Consider the following 20,007-nt stretch of genomic DNA (forward strand, 5'->3'; position numbering starts at 1 on the left):
ATGTAGGATTCCGCTATGATCAATCCAGCAAGCACACAGAACCCTTGTTCGAAGTAAACCTTAAGGAGGTACAGCAATGAAAGGAATTCCCGCAGGTTCGAATGGAAAGGAGGATAACATCAATATGCAGGTTCCCACCATCCGAGCTTCCCGATCTCCATCCGCATCCGCACGAGCGGCTTTGTTCAGACGTATGGCCAAGAACCGCTGGCTGTACATCATGCTGCTGCCCGGTATCTTTTATTTTCTGGCGTTTCGCTATTTGCCGATGTGGGGGGTTCTGATTGCATTTCAGGATTTTTTACCCTTTAAAGGATTCTGGGGCAGTGAATGGGTCGGTCTCAAGCATTTTGAGCGTTTCTTCTTTGATTCCAATTTTTCTCTATTATTCACGAATACGCTGGTGTTGGCTTTATACAATCTGATATTCTTTTTCCCGCTGCCCATCATGCTGGCGATTATGCTGAATGAGCTTCGTGTAGAGATTGTGAAACGCTGGGTACAGACACTGATTTATATTCCGCATTTTGTGTCGTGGGTGGTTGTTGTCGGGATTGTGTATATGTTCTTTTCCACGGAGGGCGGCGTTATTAACAGCATGCTGGCCGGGCTGGGCTTCCCGAAAATCGATTTTCTGATCAGCAGCGAGTGGTTTCGGACGATGATTACTCTCGAAGTGATCTGGAAGGAAAGCGGTTGGGGCACTATCATCTTTTTGGCCGCGCTGGCCGGGGTTGATCCTCAGCTCTATGAAGCCGCCAAAATGGATGGAGCGGGAAGATTCCGTCAACTCTGGCATATCACACTGCCTGCGATTCGCAGCACGATTATGATTTTGCTAATTTTGCGGCTGGGCAGTTTTTTGGATAACGGCTTTGAGCAAATCTTCCTGATGCTGAACTCGATGAACCGCGAGGTCGGCGATGTATTTGACACCTATGTATATATCGTGGGTATTCAGCAGGGCCAGTTCAGCTATAGCACGGCTGTTGGATTATTTAAGTCCGTGATTGGAATCATTCTGGTTGTATTGTCCAATTGGCTATCCAAACGGACTACTGGAGAAGGCTTGTATTAATCAGAGAAAGGAGGACGACAAGGTGAACGATCGCTCATGGGGGAATCGATTATTTGATGGCGTTAACATCCTGCTGCTTGTCTTGGTTGCTGCGGTAGCTATTATTCCCTTTATTTATATCATTTCCGTATCCTTTGCAACTCCGCAGGAAGTGCTGCGCAAGGGATTCATCCTCTTTCCGACAACGTTCTCGCTGGAAGGGTACAAATATATTTTTTCCAGCAACATTATTATTAGCAGCCTCGCTGTGACTATCGGTCTGACGGTTGTCGGTACGGTTAGCAACCTGTTCTTTACTGTGTTAATGTCCTACCCGCTGGCAAGAAGGGATTTGGATGGACGTAAGATCATCATGTGGATGCTCATATTTACGATGATTTTTAACGGCGGCATGATTCCGACCTTTCTGGTCGTCAAAGCGTTCGGGATGCTGGATTCTTACGCGTCCTTGATTGTGCCGGGTCTTATCAGCGCCTTTAATCTAATCGTAATTATGAACTTTTTTCAACAGCTGCCCGATGGCTTGGAGGAATCGGCCAAAATAGACGGCTGCAACGATTTGGGCATCCTGTTCCGAATCGTGCTGCCCTTATCGATGCCGGTCATTGCCACCTTTTCGTTATTTTACGCGGTCAACCATTGGAATAGCTTCTTTAACGCTATCCTGTATATCAATGATGCGCACAAATGGCCGATTCAGGTGTGGCTGCGGCAGATTGTGATTCTTGCACAGGGGGGGATTGGAGATTCCACGCAATTTGATGAAACGTATATTGCACCGCCTCCGGAAATTATCAAAATGGCTGTTATCGTTGTTTCAACTGTTCCGATCTTGCTGGTTTACCCTTTTTTACAGAAGCATTTTGCCAAAGGTGTTTTGCTGGGCTCCGTTAAAGGCTGACAGGTACCCAGATGTATGATAAAAAGATAATAGGGAGGCAATAAGAATGGTCATGAAACAAAAGAGTCGTCAATCACTTAATTTGGCTGTAAGCTTGGTGCTCACGTCAAGTGTGCTGCTGGCTGGCTGCGTCAATGGAGGTAGCAAAAGTCAGGATCAGGGAGCAGAAGCGGATAATGGACAGCCGTTCAAAATCACCCTGATGGGTAATATGTACTCGGAACCCCCTAATCCAGAGAGTGAAATCCAGAAGAGAATCGAAGCATACACCAACACCAAGCTCCAATACACATGGGTGCCCGCGAGTACGTATAAAGAAAAAGTCAACGCAACTATAGCTTCGGGCGAGCTCCCCATGGCTATTCTGGTTACAAACAATAAGGATTCAAATATTATATCGGCTGTGGAATCGGGCATGTTCTGGGAAGTCGGTCCTTATTTAAAGGATTATCCGTTCCTTAGCAAATTGAATAAAGATACATTAAACAATACATCGGTTAACGGGAAAATTTACGGATTGTTCCGCGAGAGTGATCTGTCTACCGACGGGATCATGTACCGCAAGGATTGGCTGGACAATGTCGGAATGAAGGAACCAAGAACGATCGATGAGCTTTACCAGGTTCTAAAGGCGTTTACATACAACGATCCCGATAAAAATGGTAAACATGATACCGTAGGATTGACCGAAGAGAAGCTGCTTAAAGCTCTTCCGACGATCAGCATTTTTATGGGAGCACCGAATGGCTGGGGAGAAAAGGATGGGAAATTTACACCTGACTTTATGGCCCCTGAGTATCTGCAGGCATTAAAGTTTTTCAAAAAATTATATGATGAGAAAATAATCGTTCAGGATTTTGCAGTATTGAATAATCAGCAAAAACGCGATGTATTCAAGCAGGGTAAGGCGGGTGCCTATTTAGCCCACATGGCTGATGCTCCGGACCTTTACTCTTCAGTTGTCAAGGCGTTTCCTGAAGCTAAAATGGATATTGTAGGCAACGTTAAGGGAACTACCACGGAAAGAACAAGAGGCGGAACAGGTTATAACGGCATCATTATGATCCCTAAATCAAGTGTAAAAACGGAAGCTGATCTAAAGAAGGTGCTGGCTTTCTTTGATAAAATGACCGATCAGAAGATGAGCGATTTGCTTGGATGGGGCATCGAAGGAAGACATTTCAAGACGGAAAACGGTAAGCCGACCTTTATTGATCAAAAGCTGTGGGATACGGAGACCAATTCCTGCTTCAATCAGATGGTGATTACATCACTTCCAAACAGAAAAACACCAGGTGAGGAAACTGCCCTGGAGAAGAAAAAGCTTGAGATTCTGCCTCAATCCGCTAAATTCGCTGTCATCAATCCGACAAATCCGCTCATATCTAACACCTTTAATACCAAGGGTGTGGAATTAACTACGGCTATTGATGATGCCAAGACCAAATACATTTATGGCAAGCTCGATGATGCCGGTTGGAGCAATGCGATTGAGGAGTGGCGCAAAAACGGTGGCGATAAGATTATGGAGGAATATGCAGCAAGCTTTGCCAAAGCCAAGAAATAATGGATTCAAGAAACAGGTTACTCCAATGGGGTGACCTGTTTTGGCTAATTTCATCGACCTGTCGAAAAAGGATGGATTATGTTACCTATCAATAATATAATATTCAGTAGTTATTAGTGGGGACATCAGATCGCCAATAAGAGAGGACGAACCGCATGCAATGGATTAAGAATGCACGAATAAATAGCAAGCTGCTCTTCATGATCGTACTTCCCATGCTTGGGCTGCTGTACTTCTCTGTCAATACGATTTATGAAAAGATGAATGAACTGTCTGAGATTACCAAGCTTCAGGTGTTGGTTACGGTCGAGGTTTCCATGAATGATCTAATTCATGAATTTCAGAAGGAGCGGGGTCTCGTTACTGGATACTACGGGGATAAGACCGTTAACCGTCTCAATATGCTGATAGCACAGCGCAAGCCGACGGATGAAAAAATCATCGCGATCCAGCAGGAGCTGCGCACGACGGATGCGGATATTCTGGGGGAAAAGTTTTATAAGGATTTCTCGGATACGGTGGCGAAGCTTGATAAAATTAGCGCTCTTCGCACCCAGATCGATCAGGATAAAATCAAGGATACCGAGGCGCAGGCCTACTACATAGATGTTGTCGGCAGCTTTTTTACAATGATGGAAAATATGAATCAATCGGGCTCGAACAAACAAATTTCCAATATGCTGTCCTCTTATATTCAATTCTCACGCAGCAAGTCTGCGGTCAGCAAGGAGAGGGCGGTGATCTACAGCGCTCTTACAGAAAGAAGCCTTGAGCTCAGTGATGTGAACCAGATCAATTTACTGGAGAATGAGCAGAAGCTTTATTATACGGTGTCCGCGACGTCTGCGACCGCTGATGCACGCAGCTTGTATCAGAACACGATCAAAGGGCCTTCCATTGACGAAGCCAATCGGTATATTCAACAGATCCTGAAGCTGGAGCCTGGTAAAACTCTTAGTATCGACCCTGAAAGATGGTACGCAGTTTCGACGGATCGTATTGATCTGCTCAAGCAGGTTGAGGACGGACTTTCCAAAGAATTGCTGCAAACGATGGATACGATTCGAAAAAATACGACAAAATCATTAATTAATGCCATTATTTTAAATATTATTATTATTGTTGCCTCTGTTCTGGTCATTGTCGTGATTTCAAGAATGATGGTTGGGCAAATTCGCACTCTCAAGAATTCGACGGAGCTCATATTACTGGGTGAGACGGATGTGCATCTTGATGTGGATTCCAAGGATGAATTCGGCGAACTTATGAATGCTTTTAACCAGATGGTGCTTAGCTACCGTGAGGTTATTACGCAGGCAGACCGGATTTCCTTGGGTGAATATGAGCAAACGATTGTCCCGCGTTCAGACCGTGACCAGCTAAGCGTAGCCTTGATCAGGATGCTCACCTCCTTAAAGCATACGACTGAGCAAAATGAACAGCAGTTCTGGCTCAAAACACAGCTAGCCCACATTACAGGGATGGCCCAAGGTGTGATCAGTCTGCAGCAGCTAGTCAATGAGCTTGTTTCGGAAATATCAAAGCTCGTCAAGGCGGGTCAGGGTGTATTTTATGTGAAGGAAACGAATAAAAACGCCAAGTATTATGGCGAATATATACTGCTTGGCAGCTATGCGTATAAGGAAAGAAAAAACATCTCGAACCGGGTCCAATCGGGTGAAGGACTAGTGGGACAAAGCATTCTTGAAAAAAAACCGATATTGCTAACAGATGTTCCCACTGATTATATCCAGATTAACTCAGGACTTGGAGAATATAAGCCGCTGCAAATTATCGTGCTTCCTATCCTCTTCGAGGATGAGGTACTTGCGGTAATCGAGCTTGCCTCATTCAAGGCATTTACACCTATTGAAAATGATCTGCTGGAGCAATTGGCTGCATCGCTGGGTGTCGTCATCCATAGTGTGAACAGTCGTCAGCGTACCGAGCAATTGCTGCATGAATCCCAGCTGCTGACCGAAGAGCTTCAAACCCAGCAGGAGGAGCTGCGTACCGCTAACGAGGAGCTCGAGGAGCAGACCCGGATGCTCAAGCAATCCGAGGATAAGATGAGGATTCAAAGCGAAGAGCTGCAGGCGATTAATGAGGAGTTGGAAGAGAAATCGAATTACCTGGAGCTGCAGAAGGCCGATATTGAAAAGCAAAATCAATTCATTCAATTATCCAAGCAGGAATTGGAAGAAAAGGCAAAAGAGCTGGAGCTGGCCAGTAAATATAAATCGGAATTTCTCGCCAATATGTCCCATGAGCTGCGCACGCCGCTAAACAGCTTACTCATTTTGGCCAAATCGTTAGCTGCCAATGATGAGAACAATTTGTCGGAAGACCAGATTGAATCGGCCAAAATTATTCACAGCGGAGGTCTGGATCTGCTGAGGCTGATTAATGATATTCTAGATTTGTCCAAGGTGGAAGCAGGCAAATTAGACGTTCAACAAGAAGAAGTCACGATCGATACGGTGCTTCAATCGCTGCAGATTCAATTTAATCCTGTAGCCAAGGAAAGAGGCCTGCAGTTTGAGCTGATTCGTGAGAACAACGTTCCGAATAAAATCATGACGGACGGGCAGCGAGCCGAGCAAATTTTGAAAAACCTGCTGTCCAATGCGCTCAAATTCACTTCCTCCGGTTCGGTAACGCTAAGAATCGCACTGGCAGACACTCAAACCTCCTATCACAACAGTGATTTGTCTGCCAATGGAGCTCTTGCCTTATCGGTCACAGACACCGGGATCGGAATTCCTGCCAATAAGCAAAAAGCGATATTCGAGGCGTTCCAGCAGGCTGATGGCACAACGAGCCGCAAATATGGGGGAACGGGCCTCGGGTTAACGATATCCAGAGAACTCGCCAAGCTGCTGGGCGGCGAGATTCATATGCAGAGTGAGGAAGGTAAGGGAAGCACCTTCACTTTGTATCTGCCACTTGGTGGGGCAGTTGTACCAAGCGCGGAGGTTACGGAAACACACAGCCAACCTGCTATCCGAAATGCTGTACCAGAGGCCGAGCTACCAAGCAGTGAGACGGAGGCAGCCAGTGCACTTGAGGATGATTTTGTGCCACAAATCAAAGTATTTTTGCCTGATGACCGCGAGCTGCTGCAAATTCCGCTTCAGGAAAAGACGATTTTGATCGTTGAGGATGACCGACAGTTTGCAAAAATCATGATGGATATGTCACGAAAAAAAGGCTTCAAATGCTTGGCGGCAGGTGATGGCTTCAGTGCCCTGCAAATAGCGAAGCAGTATATTCCAAGCGCGATTCTGCTTGATCTTGGCCTGCCCGATATGGACGGACTTAAAGTATTGGATCATTTGAAATATCACAATGAAACCCGCCATATTCCGGTTCACATTATTTCGGGAAGAGATAAAAACTCGGATTCCTTGCAGCGTGGAGCTATCGGTTTTCTGTCCAAGCCTTTGGATTCGGACGACTTTGATACCGTATTTGCCAAAATTGAAAATGTGCTGCACGAACGTATCCAGCAGGTGCTGGTCGTTGAGGATGATTACAACAATCAAAAGGCAATCCGTGAGCTGTTGAAGCATAAGAAGGTCGAAATTCATAGTGTGTATACCGGCAAGGAAGGTCTGGAGCGGATGCGTGCTGAGACCTTTGATTGTGTGATTCTGGACCTGACGCTGCCGGATATGACGGGCTTTGAGATGCTGCAGGAGCTGGTCAAGGATATGGAGAACCCGGTGCCTCCGATCATTATCAATACGGGTAAAGAGCTCAGCCAGGAGGAATTTAAGGAGCTGAACCGCTTTACGGACAGCATCGTCATTAAAGGTGTTAATTCTTCAGACCGTTTATTGGACGAGGTATCGTTATTTCTGCATAGCATCCACAAGCTGCTGCCTCCGGAGCAGAAGGAAATGATTCGGATGGTGCGGGACTCCGATGAGACGCTGAAGGGACGTAAAGTACTGCTTGTGGATGATGATCTTCGGAACACATTCGCCTTGTCCAAAATTTTAAAGAAGCATGGTCTGGAAGTGGTCATGGCCGATAACGGTAAGCTGGCTTTGGACAAGCTGGACAGCGAGAATGGCATAGAGCTCGTCATTATGGATATTATGATGCCTGTGATGGACGGCTATGAGGCAATCAGCCGAATACGTGAAATGCCGAAGTTTCAATCGCTTCCCATTATTGCTTTAACTGCAAAGGCAATGACGGGTGATCGGGAAAAATGTATAGAAAGGGGAGCCAACGATTATATGACCAAGCCTGTGGATACTGACAAATTATTGTCATTAATCAGAGTATGGCTCTTTCAATAACAATGAGCGACAAAATATCGGAAAAGATCGAAATTGATCTTCTCCTGGATGCGATCTTTTTGCGGCACGGGTATGATTTTCGCAATTATGCCCGTTCCTCTTTGATGAGAAGATTGCACTATATCAAACAAAAAAATGGCCTGCTGTACATTTCCGATATGATTCCGAAGGTGCTGTACGATGAAGCTTTTACAAACCAATTGCTGTTGGATTTATCGGTGACCGTTACCGAAATGTTTAGGGACCCGGAGTTTTTTGCGGAGCTGCGTAAGCAGGTGATTCCTTTACTGATGACGTATCCTTTTGTGAAAATCTGGCATGCGGGCTGTGCAACAGGTGAAGAAGTGTATTCGATGGCGATCCTGCTTGAAGAAGAAGGCTTCTATGATCGTGTTCAGATCTATGCAACCGATATTAATCAGGAGTCGCTGCACATAGCCCAGGAAGGTATTTATTCGCTGGAGAACATTCGTAAGTTTACAGCGAATTATCAAAAAAGCGGAGGCAAGTCCTCCTTTTCAGATTACTACCATGCCAAATATCAGATGGGTAAAATCAACGAGGATTTGAAAAGAAATATTGTGTTCTCCCAGCACAATTTGGCTACGGATCAAGCCTTTGGCGAGATGCATTTAATCGTTTGCCGTAATGTGCTGATCTATTTTGATAAGCAGCTGCAAAATCAGGTCTTTCGTCTTTTTAACAGCAGTCTCGTTTCTCGCGGATTTTTGTGTATTGGCAGCAAGGAATCGATCGAATTTTCAGACATTAATTCTTATTTTGAGGCGCTCTCCAGCAAGTGGAGAATTTTTCGAAAGCAATTACCTAAGTAGCTTGATCAGACACCTGGAAAGGAAGTCACAAGGTTATGAATCAATTGGAAGCAGTCGTTGTTGGTGTATCTGCAGGGGGACTTAAGGCTTTGGTAACCATACTGGCTTATCTCCCGGCGGATTATCACCTCCCCGTCATCATTGTTCAGCATCTGCTAGAGGGAAGCGACAGCTTTCTTGTCGATTATTTGAATGAACAGGTTAGCATCTGTGTCAAAGAAGCGGCAGATAAAGAAACGATCTGTCCCGGTTACGTTTATGTGGCCCCACCCGGCTATCACCTGCTGATTGAGGATGAACGCCTGTTAAGTCTTTCGATTGACCCCAAGGTGAATTATTCCCGCCCATCGATTGATGTGCTATTTGATAGTGCTGCATTTGTTTTTCAAGAGAAGTGTCTCGGCATCGTTCTAACGGGAGCTAATCGCGATGGCAGTGAGGGACTGCGTCACATCAAGATGAACGGCGGCCAGGCCATCATTCAAGACCCGGCAACAGCGGAGTACAACATTATGCCGCTGGCGGCAATGAGTGTGGTCAAGGCCGATCATATTTTAACCTTGGACGAAATAGGAAAATACCTGCTGGAGCTGCAGCCTTCCAATCGATGATTAGCTATTAAATGATGCTTGTTCAAAAAGGTTAGCGGAGGCATACCTCTTCTCTACTGTAGCCGTCTACCTTTGTGCACACGCTCTACTACAATGAGGAGGAGCCTATGAACAGTCGGAATGATAAACACCCAACATTAAAAATATTGGTAGTTGATGACCGCAAAGAAAATTTAATCGCGATGCAAAAAATACTACGTGTGCTGGATTGTGAGATCTTCATCGTTGAATCCGGCAATGAGGCGTTATCGTTTACGCTCAGACATGATTTTGCGCTTATTTTATTGGATGTCAATATGCCGGAGATGGATGGATTCGAGCTTGCAGAGCTGCTGCGCAGTAATGATGAGACGAGCCAGATTCCGATAATTTTTGTAACGGCCAGCGATACGGAGGACCAGAGTGTATTCAAAGGCTACGAAAGCGGCGCCGTCGATTATTTGTTTAAGCCGGTTAATCCGGATATTTTGTTAAGCAAAGTAAGGGTATTCCTGGAATTGAATCTGAGGAAGATCGAGCTGGAATCGATGCAAACCGAACTGAAGCGAAGCAATGAAAGCTTGATGGAATTTGCTCAGGTCGTTTCCCACGATCTCAAAAATCCATTGAATGTCATTACGGGTCTCAGTGAGCTTTTACTCGCCCGACACAGCTCGGAATTGAGTATGAAGGGCCAGGGGTATATTTCGAAAATTTCCGTGACAGCAGAGCGGATGACGCATCTGATTACAGATTTGCTGTCCTACGCACAATTAAATGCTAATGCGTCCTCATATACCGAAGTGGATCTTAATAGGGTTATCAACCATGTGATTACGGATTTGAGCAGCACCATTGAACAGAATAAAGGTCAGGTCATGGTGAGGCATACCTTGCCGATCATTCAAGCGGATGCGACACAAATGTATCAGCTTTTTCAAAACATTATAGGTAATGGAATTAAATACCATCGGGCTGAAGTCGCGCCGATTATCCAGATCTCGCTGGTACACAACGAAGAACATGGTGCTTTTACGGTGCTCATTGAGGATAACGGTATCGGGATGAGAAGCGAGGATATTCCCCACATCTTCACCGCCTTCAAAAGGCTCGATAATGCCAAAGGCTATGAAGGCACCGGGATTGGGCTGGCTACCGTCAAAAAAATTATTGATCGGCATCAAGGTTCAATTGAAGTCACAAGTGAGCTGGGGCAGGGAACCACATTTTTGATTAAAATGTATGAATCGCAGGAAGAGATGTAGAGCCGCATAATCTCGGAGGCGTGATCCGCACGCTTTTGCATCAACTTGTTCAACGGACTTTTATACATAGGAAATAGAGCTGCAGATTACCTGACGGGTAGCCTGCTTTTTTTGCGTTGATTCAATAGTTTTTTATTGTGAGCAGAACGTTTAGGTATAAATAATAAATCCGTTGTTCTCACTCTCCAATTACAATAAACTGGTTTCAACAAGGTATGAAGCATCTAAGACGATTCCTTTATCTGTTATAAAGAAAGGTTGTGATTTCAATTGAATTTGAAGACGTTCCCATTATTGGAGACTGATCGCTTTGTATTGCGTCAAATGACGCTTGAGGATGCACCTACCGTATTTGAAATATTTTCGGATGGTGATGTTACAAAAGATATGGGGGAGGATCCATTCACCAGTATTCAGCAGGCAGAAGGTTTAATAACGTTTATGAACAATCTGTTTAATCAAAATAAAGCCTTCAGATGGGGAATTATATTAAAAGAGAATAATACGCTGGTAGGTACTTGTGGATTCAACGGTTGGGAGATACATCGAGGTTCCCGTGGAGAAATTGGTTATGATTTGGGCAAAAAGTATTGGCGGCAAGGTTACATGACAGAAGTTTTAAAAAGTGTGATTGCTTTTGGTTTTGAAACGATGGAATTCAATCGGATAGAAGCATTTACCAACCTGGATGCTGAACCATCGATGCTTTTATTAAAAAAGCTTGGTTTTAACGAGGACGGTATTTTACGTGGATATGCTTCCTTTCATGGAGAATACGTTGATCAACGCTGTTACTCTCTATTACAACGAGAATGGTTGTCATGATTTTAAGGCAAAAACTACAGTACCGTGTGAAGGCACACAAACATAAACAACCACACCTCGCCTCAGCGATATGTGGTTGTTTTCATTGTTAATATAATTGAGTCATCAATTCATAATCCCACCAATACTTGGACGAATTCGTCGTTATATTGGTGAGGCGATTTGTCATCCCGTCCAACAGATATAAGTTGCGGCTTGCATCAACATAGTAATTCCCTGGCAAATAAGGATACAGCTTGGCTGCAGGTTTATTTCCATCTAGTGCATAGATGCCGTCCGTTTCCTTGATTTGTTGGGGTGGTAATAAATCGCTGTAAGCTCTGACTATCAAAGCACTCTGATCAACATACAGTAGATCAAGATTAGCAGCCTGAGTCTGATTGTTCATGAATGTTGTTGTACCATCAGAAGAAACATGCAGAACCTGGCCGCGAAGTCTGGCAGTACGAGCAGACATGGAGGAGGGTGCTTGGCTAATGAACCAGCTGGAGCCGTCCTTATTGGGAATCACATAGCTGGGTCTTTGAGTGAACTCGGGAACCGGTACCGCTCGTCCGTCTTTTACAATGAACGTAAAGCTGTCTTGTGGGGTGTAAATATCCGCTGCCGCGTAATATACGGTGAGATACAGAAAACTGATTTCATTGCTTACAGGCAGAACTATACTTTCAAACGAATAGACCTTGTTGCGCAAGGCAATAGGCATTGCGTTCGATTTTGTCTTATCCTCCTGTTTATTCTCCGTAGTAGACGAAAATGACAGCAATTCGAGCTGTTTATATATAAGCGTTTGGTCTTTCAATTCAACTTTTTCGTTTTTATTTTCAAAATTGGCAGCCTGATAAGGTTGGAAACGGTCCTTTTCATGCTTAGCGATCTTGTCAGCGTCATCCTTAGCTAGTCGGATCGGAGTTCCTTCCAGCGACTTGTTGATTTGATATATATCGTTTTGATTTCCGTACGCATAGAGAAAATCACCCTCATCATAAAACAGATGATAAAGCACTTTATGCTGAATGGTCGCTAATTTGAACCCCGCTTCATTATCCCAACTCGTAGCCCATTCAAATTCATCATGGGTAAAGCGCCATGTCATGGGAAAATAAGTGATATCGCGGAACTGCAGAATCGGATACGGCTCATTGGCATTATCGATATTTTTCCAGTTGACGTTGATCGGATAGTCAGCAACCGCTGCCGTGTAATTCTGGCTCGGATCATTTTGATAGCTCAGACTTTGCTGTGGCTTTTGCCGGAACTGGTTGTTTCGCAATATACTTAGTCCGCTTTCCTGATCCCAGTTAACAGACAAGCTTAAGGCACGGCTGTAATCCCAGGTCATAGGAAAATAAGTAATATCGTTATAAACGATCAAAGGATATTTTTGGTGCTCATTTTCAATCAGGACACCATTGAGCTCAACGTTAAATGTAGGCATATGTACGTTCACTTGTTTGGGAGCTGCGGATGCTTGATCAGTTGCATAGATAATAGATACAAATAAAAGCACGAGGCCAACAACACATTTAATAAGACGATTGGGGAAGGGCATGAGGGATCTCCTTTATAGGCAATTTTACAATTAGACGTGAGAGTTTTGGAAAAAGTTTCTAATCGGGAAGATAATGATTTACCATACAAATGATTAATAAATCTGAAGTGAACATGATAGGGCTTCTCGATCAAGTAATAAATATAATTGATATAAATAATAACTGTTATAAAGATATTGAATCGAACTACTTTGAGGTTGAAAGCATATTTACTACGAGTGTAAGGGAAGGGAGGAAAAATCTTTGAGGGGATTACCCATAACGGAAGAGCAAGCGAAAGAGATGTATGAGGAGCATGCCCCATATGTATACGGAATTGCACTTATGATGACGAAATCAAGGGCACTTGCCGATGATATCGCGCAGGAAGCGTTCCTTCGTGCCTTTCACAAATATCATTTGTACGATCCATCGAAACCTTTGCGACCGTGGTTATTCAGAATCACGTTGAATTTGATCAGAGGCACACTGCGAAAGCAGCGATGGCTTTCCTGGATGGGACAAGTTCCGGATACGGCAGCATCTGAATCGCTGGAAGATCTCATCATGCAGAATGAGAGGGAACAGGAATTATGGATGGCTGTTAATTTATTATCAGGGAAAAGACGAGAGGTCATCATTATGCACTATTATACCGGACTGTCTCTGCGAGAAACCGCGGCTGTGCTAGGAATCCAGGAAGGGACCTGCAAATCCAGGCTTCATGCCGCTTTGAGACAATTGAGAACGGACAGCAAGGAACATCATCTTTTCATCGGGGTAAAGGAGAATGTGAAATGACACTGGATTCCCAATCTAGACAGAACCTTGGCATGGATCTACCGCCTGAAGTAGCCGATGCTGTTCAAAATCGGATGAGCCATCTTCGACCTTCCGGCTCTTTTGAGACTTTGTGGCAGCGATACAAGAAGTACGCTCCCCATGATCCGAAAGGTCATCAGTCTGGATTCAAGCATGTACGCAGAAAATGGCTTTTGGCTGCCAACGCCTTGATTTTATGTACGGTGATCGTTACCGGAGCGTGGCTTCTCTCTCCATCAGTAGGTGCCGCTCTTCAAAAGTCGAAATTTATAGAGCTGTTGTATAAGAGCTCTGGTGCCAGCTTTGACAACGGACTAGAGCAAATTGAACAACAAAACCTGAGCACCCAGACGAATATTGCAATCATAGATAAAGACATCCGTTTGACGATAGCCAATGCCTTTTATGATGGTGTTCAAATTGTAGTTAATTATGAGGTGGAATTTCTTAAGGGTAAGAAAAGCTTGACCTCTGACGATGCTGCTGTGTATTACAAACTTCAGGTAGAAGATGCTCAACCTACGATGATGTCGACCCATGTGTTCACGATTACGGGAGCTCATACCTTTGTGGGAACGACATTGATTAATACATCAGTGCTGCCAGAGCATCCGAGATTGACGATGCTGGTTGAACGAATTGGCAGCATTCAGGGCAATTGGAATGTCACAATCCCGTTATCGACAGAGAAAATAGAGCTTTTGACAACCAAATTTCGGCCCCAAATTTCAGGCACCTATCAGGATAAACATTTTACTGTGGATGAAATTATTTTCACGCCGGTATCTACACAATTAGTCGTCAAAAACGATGATTTGGATCACAAGCTGTTTTATTGGATCAAAGATGATCTGGATACCCAATTTGATCCTGGCGGCGGGCAGAGTGGAAATGGAGAGGCTCGTATGAACTTTGGTCCTCCGTCGGCAATTAATCCGAAGCCGCCATTCGTCACGATGATGATTAATGGTATTCAGATGGAGCCGGGTGACTGGTCTAACAGAGATGTACTTGCCGCTTATACAGGCAAATTTCCAATCATCATTGAAGGAAATAACGGGGGAACCATTAAGATCACAGGCGTTCAGTTTTTAGATGATACAACGGTAGTAGATTATGAATCGAGTGATGCGGTGAACCAGCTTCCAACGCTTATGCTGGAGGATTCCGCCGGCAAAAGGATATGGCCAAGCAAGCGTGCTGTTCGTGTAGCGAGGGACAAATATGCCTACAGCGTGCAGTTCCCAAAACTGGAGCCAGGGTCTCTAACCCGATTCGTCAATATGGTCGAAGAATATGTAAAAGTGCCACCGAAGCCAATGGAGGTCAGGATTCCGCTGGACTGGGATCATCCAAAGACACCAACAAATCCATAAACATCTATATTGTGAACAGGCGGCCCATGGGTTGTCTGTTCATTTTATTGTTAGTGTATAAAAAATCCGGCTCTACGCACACTGAGTGAAAGAAGTTTTGGTTAGGGGGATCTTAATTGGGTACTATGGGCAATAAATTATCTATAGCAGCCTTGGGTGGCGTCAATGAAATTGGAAAAAATATGTATCTTATTCAATTTGAAGATGATATTGTAATCATCGACTGCGGCTCCAAGTTTCCCGATGAAAGCTTATTGGGGATTGATCTAATTATTCCGGATATTTCCTATTTGCTGGAGCATCGAGATAAAGTACGGGCTTTGATTGTCACACATGGACACGAAGATCATATCGGCGGCGTCCCCTACATATTAAAGCAATTGAATATGCCGATTTATGCAACACGGCTAACGCTTGGATTAATTCAAAATAAATTAAAAGAGGCCGGATTGCTCGCTGAGGCTGATCTGATCCAGATCCATTCTGATTCTAGGGTTGAATTAGGCTCGATGTCGGCTACCTTTTTTAAAACCAATCACAGTATTCCGGATTGTCTGGGCGTAGTGTTTCATACTCCTGAAGGCACAGTTGTACATACTGGGGATTTTAAATTCGATCTAACGCCAGTCAACGAGCAGTTTCCTGACTTCCATCAGATGGCGCAAATTGGGAAAGATGGTGTGTTAGCTTTATTATCGGAAAGCACCAATGCAGAGCGTCCTGGATTTACCCCATCGGAACGAATAGTTGGTGAGCACATTGAAGAAGCCTTCAAAAGGGCTACGCAAAAAGTGTTTCTCTCCACCTTCGCATCCAACGTCCATCGGCTGCAGCAGGTGGTAGATGCGGCTTTTGTAACGAATCGAAAGCTGGCCTTGCTCGGTCGAAGTATGATCAATGTAGTCAATATTGCATCGGAGCTCGGTTATATCAATATTCCTGAAGGCATGCTGATCGAAGCGGCTGATATTAATAATATAGCTTCTGATCGAATTGCGATCCTATGTACCGGAAGCCAAGGCGAACCTATGGCGGCGTTATCCAAATTGGCCAGCTCCAACTATCGACATGCTGAAATCGTTGCCGGAGACACTGTTATTATAGCAGCCACACCTATACCGGGAAATGAGCGGAACGTCGCACGTATCGTAGATAATTTATTTCGTATCGGAGCTAAAGTGATTTATGGCTCCGGAACGGTAACAGGGATGCATGTATCTGGCCATGCCAGTCAGGAAGAGCTCAAATTAATGCTGACTTTGATGAAACCCAAATATTTTATCCCCATTCATGGCGAATTCCGCATGCTTCATCAGCACAAATGGCTGGCTGAATCGGTGGGGGTGGATACGGACAACATCTTTATCATTGATAACGGTGAAGTCGTGGATATTGAGAATCAAGTCGCTCGTCAAACTCGAAAAATACCATCGGGCAATACCCTTGTAGATGGCTGGGGCATCGGTGATGTCGGAAATATCGTATTGCGTGACCGCAAGCATCTATCGGAGGATGGGATCCTTGTTGTCGTGGTTACACTTAGCAAAATGGACGGTAAAATTTTATCCGGGCCCGATATCATTTCCCGCGGCTTCGTTTATGTTCGAGAGTCCGAGGATTTGATGGAGGAGGCCAGTGCTATCGTAAAAAACACAATAAACCAATTACAGGCACAAAATGTGAATCAATGGAATTCACTTAAAGTTAATGTTAAGGCCGTGCTGGGACGCTTTTTATATGAGCAGACGGGAAGGCGGCCCGTCATTCTGCCGATCATTATGGAGATTTAAAAGAACGGTAAATAGGTACCGCTGCGCTCAAAAAGAAACATCCCATTCCACCATCATGTGGTTTGGGATGTTTCTTTTTCCAAGCTCCTCTATGGGGCTAGCTCCAACACGGTTACCCTGTATTCGGTCACGGGAGCTGGTGTCTTCTTCACTTCTTCACTGCCTGTGTAAATGCCAGTAATCGTCGTGGGCCCTTTCTTGAAGCGAACATTACCGGTCAAAAGCACATAGCCGTTATTAAGCTGAATCATGGCAGTGTTATCATCAACCGAGGTGATCGTGCCTTGAAAACGGATTTTTTCGTTCTTGTGGCTTATCATCTCCGTCAATGGAATATCCAGTGGAGCTCCGCCCAGCTTCGTATCGACCATCGTTTTGACAAAGGCATAACGGCCATTGCGATACTCGTAAACGGCTTTCTGTCCGGCACCATCACCTGTCGGATTATCGAATAAGATGGCTCCTGTGGGATCGTAATCTATTTTATCAGCTTCAACATCGAGAACTTTAAAAAGCTCAGGTGTATTGACCTCATAGGCAAGATAACGAACCTTGCGGGTTTTGGAGGCGGCTTCGATCAGCAAGGAAGAGACCTCCTTTTTTTTGCCAATCTGGTCTGACCACTGAATTGATTTGACTGTGACGCCTTGATCGAGAGCGGTCCGTGACATTTCGATCTTCTGGTCAGGGAGCAGACGGGCCAGCACAAGGGTTTTATTATCGAGCACACCTGCAGCGGTCAGCTTGGCGCCAGCTTGCCCCTTGTTACTGATCACATTGGTAAAGGTAAGCTCAGTGCCTGCCGCCTTGCGCAGCAACTGCTGCGGATCGGCTTCGAGCCAGCGCTGCTCGAGCTCGCTCGCTTCCTTATTTGTGTCCTTGTATTCGTTCAACACCTTATATAAAGCTGCAGCATCTGCGAATTTTTGGGTGTTAGCGAGCTGTTCAGCGCGCTCGAATTGCTTGCGGATCGTCGTTTGAATGTAGGTGTTAATTTTGGATGAAGGACCTCCCAGCTCGCTGGACGTCTGGAATAGCAGTGCGGCTGCAATAAAGCCTTTTAAATCATTTTTTTCCAGCTTGGTCAGTGTCGCTTGCGCATAGCTCTCCAGCTTCGGCTGCAGCCATGCGGCCTCAACGTGGTTAGCGTCATAGAACTTGCGGGTACCCGCAACCTCTTTTAACACCTCTCCGATTGATTTGGTTTTGCTGCTAGTATCCAGTCGGGCTTGATCGTAGCGCTCCAGCAGCTTATTCAGCTCTAGCTTTTTGTTATTTTCATCCTTATAGTAAGCTGCAGGCAGCTGCAGCAAATAAGCGATATTATTGTCTCCATTAAAAGTTTTCTTGCTGATATCGCTCTCCAGACTTTTGACCAAGAGCTGCTTGGCGTATGTGAACGCATTGTTAAAACGCTCTTCCATTTGCTCGGCGGCCGACATTTCGGCAAAACGTTTTTGCGAGGCTTCGTCCAGCGCCGCGATCTCTGAGGCCTTAGTCTGGTACGTGTTGTAGGTTTTGAGCAGCAGAGTAATATCGTTTACGTTCTCGGCCGCCTTCAGGTCTGCGGATAGGGAAGTAAACCAGCTCTTAAGAGCAGCAGCGGGATTCAAGGACGCCAGCGCCGCGGCGGTTTCCTGCTCCTTATAGTCTATAATACGAATTTGCTGGGCCTTGGAGTAAGCTTGCTGAGCTTGAAGCTCATTGCCGGCCGCCTGCAGCTGAACACCTTTAGCGTACAGTTCAGTCTTTTGCCAGCTGATGTAGCCTTTATATCCAGCCACGCACAGCACCGCAACCAGCACAATCGCTGCCGCATTACGAGAGAGTTTCGAGCGTTTATACATGAAAGATGCCAATGGTAGTCCTCCTTTCTTGATCATTCGCTTCGCTGTTTTTTCACTTTACTTCTATATGATACCTTGGAGCTCCGGATCGGACTCGTGTTTTTGCTTCAGCAAAGCTGTAAGCCTTGGGTACAGCTGTGGAAAATCCTCCGGTCCTTCAGCGACCAAATGACACAGCCGAATCAAACGTTCACGAGGCAGCTCCTCGATAAAATCGGCGATTTGATCCTGATACTGGATTACATAAGCCTTCACCCGCAATGCGGCCGTAAAAACGAGCGCGAGCGCAATATGCCCGCCCGGTAGGGCTTCGATTTCTGAGCGATAACGAATGGTATAATCGATAGCATCCCGTTTGACTAGCTCAGGGTTTACCTTGCTCACCTCAAACAAATACAGCACAAAATCAATATCGAAGGCTTCAGGCAAGAGCGTGCTGAGCTCGAGGTCCATATCCTTACGCAGATTAAAATGATTCAGACAGATGATCTTGAGAATTTTTACTTGATTGCCGGTAAATAAATAACCAATTTCCCGCAGCTTTTCATATGCCAGTTTATAGTCCTCGGCCTTCAAATCGGCAGCCGCAGCCTCGGTATCCAGCAGCAATCCTTCGCGGATCGTACGGTTTTCACTCTGCAGCAGCTCGTTGAGCAAGCTTTTCTCCAGATAGGGTGTATATTTTTTGCGCAGCAGGAGATACAGCACAATAAGCGCAATTCCTGCCAGCAGCGAAATCAGCATTTCCGTCAGGTTTTTGCTTAGCACTATAGCTGCCAGGGCTCCCGTACCGACAATCAATACGTCTCTTTGGGCATGGCGTTTCATAATCGTCTGCAGTAATGGCAGCAGCGGAGTGAATTTTCCTTCAGCCCCGCAATACAGACAGGTATCGTCCCACAATGAAGTGTAGCTGCCGCAACCTTTGCATTGCTTCAAACGTTCATAGGTATGGCTGGTTCGACGACTGGGTCGAAAATGGGCAGCGATTTTACTTTTCATGAGCATCACCGTGGTTTAATTGACTTTTGAAATCGGCATCAATACGGCCCAGGGAAAGCTCATTTCGTTTGCTTTTATGAAACTGGGTCCACCTGAACAGAACGAAAACAACGGCTAACGCCAGCAAGGTATAGGTTAGCATCCAATGCACCTCCAATGTATCGACCACAAGGCTCAGGTTGAAACGCTCGGCGTATTTGGAGAGGGTCCGACTGCGCTCATTTCCTTTTCGAGATGTGGGCTGTAAGTAACCTTAAGAATATCATAAG

General features: G+C 45.2%; 15 protein-coding genes. 11 read left to right on the forward strand and 4 right to left on the reverse strand.

The annotated features are described in order from the left end of the window. Window positions 1–124: 124 nt before the first annotated feature. From LRL21_RS06175 to LRL21_RS06210, 8 genes are all read left to right on the forward strand, one after another. On the forward strand, window positions 125–1,078 hold the full coding sequence (locus tag LRL21_RS06175) for an ABC transporter permease (protein WP_240415085.1): 954 nt from the start codon (window positions 125–127) through the stop codon (window positions 1,076–1,078). Between the two features lie 22 nt (window positions 1,079–1,100). Then, window positions 1,101–1,979 (forward strand): carbohydrate ABC transporter permease, encoded by an 879-nt coding sequence (locus tag LRL21_RS06180; RefSeq protein WP_240414881.1) that lies wholly within the window; start codon window positions 1,101–1,103, stop codon window positions 1,977–1,979. A gap of 46 nt (window positions 1,980–2,025) precedes the next feature. Beyond that, window positions 2,026–3,546: an extracellular solute-binding protein gene (locus LRL21_RS06185; RefSeq protein ID WP_240414882.1), complete on the forward strand. Its 1,521-nt coding sequence runs from the start codon at window positions 2,026–2,028 to the stop codon at window positions 3,544–3,546. Between the two features lie 155 nt (window positions 3,547–3,701). Then, the gene (locus tag LRL21_RS06190) at window positions 3,702–7,856 is read left to right on the forward strand and encodes a response regulator (RefSeq protein ID WP_240414883.1); all 4,155 of its coding nucleotides are present in this window, start codon (window positions 3,702–3,704) and stop codon (window positions 7,854–7,856) included. A 2-nt stretch (window positions 7,857–7,858) separates the two neighbouring features. Further along, the gene (locus tag LRL21_RS06195) at window positions 7,859–8,689 is read left to right on the forward strand and encodes a CheR family methyltransferase (RefSeq protein ID WP_240414884.1); all 831 of its coding nucleotides are present in this window, start codon (window positions 7,859–7,861) and stop codon (window positions 8,687–8,689) included. Between the two features lie 35 nt (window positions 8,690–8,724). Continuing rightward, window positions 8,725–9,300 carry a chemotaxis protein CheB gene (locus tag LRL21_RS06200; protein ID WP_240414885.1) on the forward strand — a complete coding sequence of 192 codons (576 nt, stop codon included), beginning with the start codon at window positions 8,725–8,727 and terminating at the stop codon, window positions 9,298–9,300. 107 nt (window positions 9,301–9,407) lie between these two features. Then, window positions 9,408–10,544 (forward strand): sensor histidine kinase, encoded by a 1,137-nt coding sequence (locus tag LRL21_RS06205; RefSeq protein WP_240414886.1) that lies wholly within the window; start codon window positions 9,408–9,410, stop codon window positions 10,542–10,544. 270 nt (window positions 10,545–10,814) lie between these two features. Further along, on the forward strand, window positions 10,815–11,369 hold the full coding sequence (locus LRL21_RS06210) for a GNAT family N-acetyltransferase (protein WP_240414887.1): 555 nt from the start codon (window positions 10,815–10,817) through the stop codon (window positions 11,367–11,369). An 88-nt stretch (window positions 11,370–11,457) separates the two neighbouring features. On the opposite strand, the gene LRL21_RS06215 is transcribed toward LRL21_RS06210, so the two are convergent. Further along, complete coding sequence (locus LRL21_RS06215) at window positions 11,458–12,921, reverse strand: hypothetical protein (RefSeq protein WP_240414888.1); 1,464 nt, start codon at window positions 12,919–12,921, stop codon at window positions 11,458–11,460. A gap of 244 nt (window positions 12,922–13,165) precedes the next feature. Here LRL21_RS06215 and LRL21_RS06220 point away from each other — a divergent pair, with 244 nt between their 5' ends. The 3 genes from LRL21_RS06220 to LRL21_RS06230 all read left to right on the forward strand — a co-directional run bounded on the left by LRL21_RS06220 (window position 13,166) and on the right by LRL21_RS06230 (window position 16,889). Further along, on the forward strand, window positions 13,166–13,702 hold the full coding sequence (locus LRL21_RS06220) for an RNA polymerase sigma factor (protein WP_240414889.1): 537 nt from the start codon (window positions 13,166–13,168) through the stop codon (window positions 13,700–13,702). Next, the gene (locus tag LRL21_RS06225; protein WP_240414890.1) at window positions 13,699–15,099 is read left to right on the forward strand and encodes a DUF4179 domain-containing protein; all 1,401 of its coding nucleotides are present in this window, start codon (window positions 13,699–13,701) and stop codon (window positions 15,097–15,099) included. Before LRL21_RS06220 ends, LRL21_RS06225 begins: the two co-directional genes overlap by 4 nt. Before the next feature lie 116 nt (window positions 15,100–15,215). Beyond that, a complete protein-coding gene (locus tag LRL21_RS06230; protein WP_275900616.1) occupies window positions 15,216–16,889 on the forward strand; it encodes a ribonuclease J in 1,674 nt (557 codons plus the stop codon). An 89-nt stretch (window positions 16,890–16,978) separates the two neighbouring features. Here the strand turns inward: LRL21_RS06230 and LRL21_RS06235 are convergent, their stop codons facing one another. Genes LRL21_RS06235 through LRL21_RS06245 form a run of 3 tightly spaced genes read right to left on the reverse strand, consistent with a single transcriptional unit; the run spans window position 16,979 to window position 19,880 of the window. After that, on the reverse strand, window positions 16,979–18,748 hold the full coding sequence (locus tag LRL21_RS06235; protein ID WP_240414891.1) for a hypothetical protein: 1,770 nt from the start codon (window positions 18,746–18,748) through the stop codon (window positions 16,979–16,981). Between the two features lie 51 nt (window positions 18,749–18,799). Continuing rightward, on the reverse strand, window positions 18,800–19,738 hold the full coding sequence (locus LRL21_RS06240) for a hypothetical protein (RefSeq protein ID WP_240414892.1): 939 nt from the start codon (window positions 19,736–19,738) through the stop codon (window positions 18,800–18,802). After that, a complete protein-coding gene (locus LRL21_RS06245) occupies window positions 19,728–19,880 on the reverse strand; it encodes a hypothetical protein (RefSeq protein ID WP_240414893.1) in 153 nt (50 codons plus the stop codon). Before LRL21_RS06245 ends, LRL21_RS06240 begins: the two co-directional genes overlap by 11 nt. Window positions 19,881–20,007: the final 127 nt, after the last annotated feature.

This window comes from Paenibacillus periandrae (assembly GCF_022458865.1).
Classification (GTDB): domain Bacteria; phylum Bacillota; class Bacilli; order Paenibacillales; family NBRC-103111; genus Paenibacillus_S; species Paenibacillus_S periandrae.

What these genes read in the sequence shown, in the direction of transcription:
- LRL21_RS06175 (WP_240415085.1), top strand. Translation starts at nt 125, where the DNA reads ATGCAGGTTCCCACCATCCGAGCTTCCCGATCTCCATCCGCATCCGCA.
- LRL21_RS06185 (WP_240414882.1), top strand. Translation starts at nt 2,026, where the DNA reads ATGGTCATGAAACAAAAGAGTCGTCAATCACTTAATTTGGCTGTAAGC.
- LRL21_RS06190 (WP_240414883.1), top strand. Translation starts at nt 3,702, where the DNA reads ATGCAATGGATTAAGAATGCACGAATAAATAGCAAGCTGCTCTTCATG.
- LRL21_RS06195 (WP_240414884.1), top strand. Translation starts at nt 7,859, where the DNA reads ATGAGCGACAAAATATCGGAAAAGATCGAAATTGATCTTCTCCTGGAT.
- LRL21_RS06200 (WP_240414885.1), top strand. Translation starts at nt 8,725, where the DNA reads ATGAATCAATTGGAAGCAGTCGTTGTTGGTGTATCTGCAGGGGGACTT.
- LRL21_RS06205 (WP_240414886.1), top strand. Translation starts at nt 9,408, where the DNA reads ATGAACAGTCGGAATGATAAACACCCAACATTAAAAATATTGGTAGTT.
- LRL21_RS06215 (WP_240414888.1), bottom strand. Translation starts at nt 12,921, where the DNA reads ATGCCCTTCCCCAATCGTCTTATTAAATGTGTTGTTGGCCTCGTGCTT.
- LRL21_RS06225 (WP_240414890.1), top strand. Translation starts at nt 13,699, where the DNA reads ATGACACTGGATTCCCAATCTAGACAGAACCTTGGCATGGATCTACCG.
- LRL21_RS06240 (WP_240414892.1), bottom strand. Translation starts at nt 19,738, where the DNA reads ATGAAAAGTAAAATCGCTGCCCATTTTCGACCCAGTCGTCGAACCAGC.
- LRL21_RS06245 (WP_240414893.1), bottom strand. Translation starts at nt 19,880, where the DNA reads ATGCTAACCTATACCTTGCTGGCGTTAGCCGTTGTTTTCGTTCTGTTC.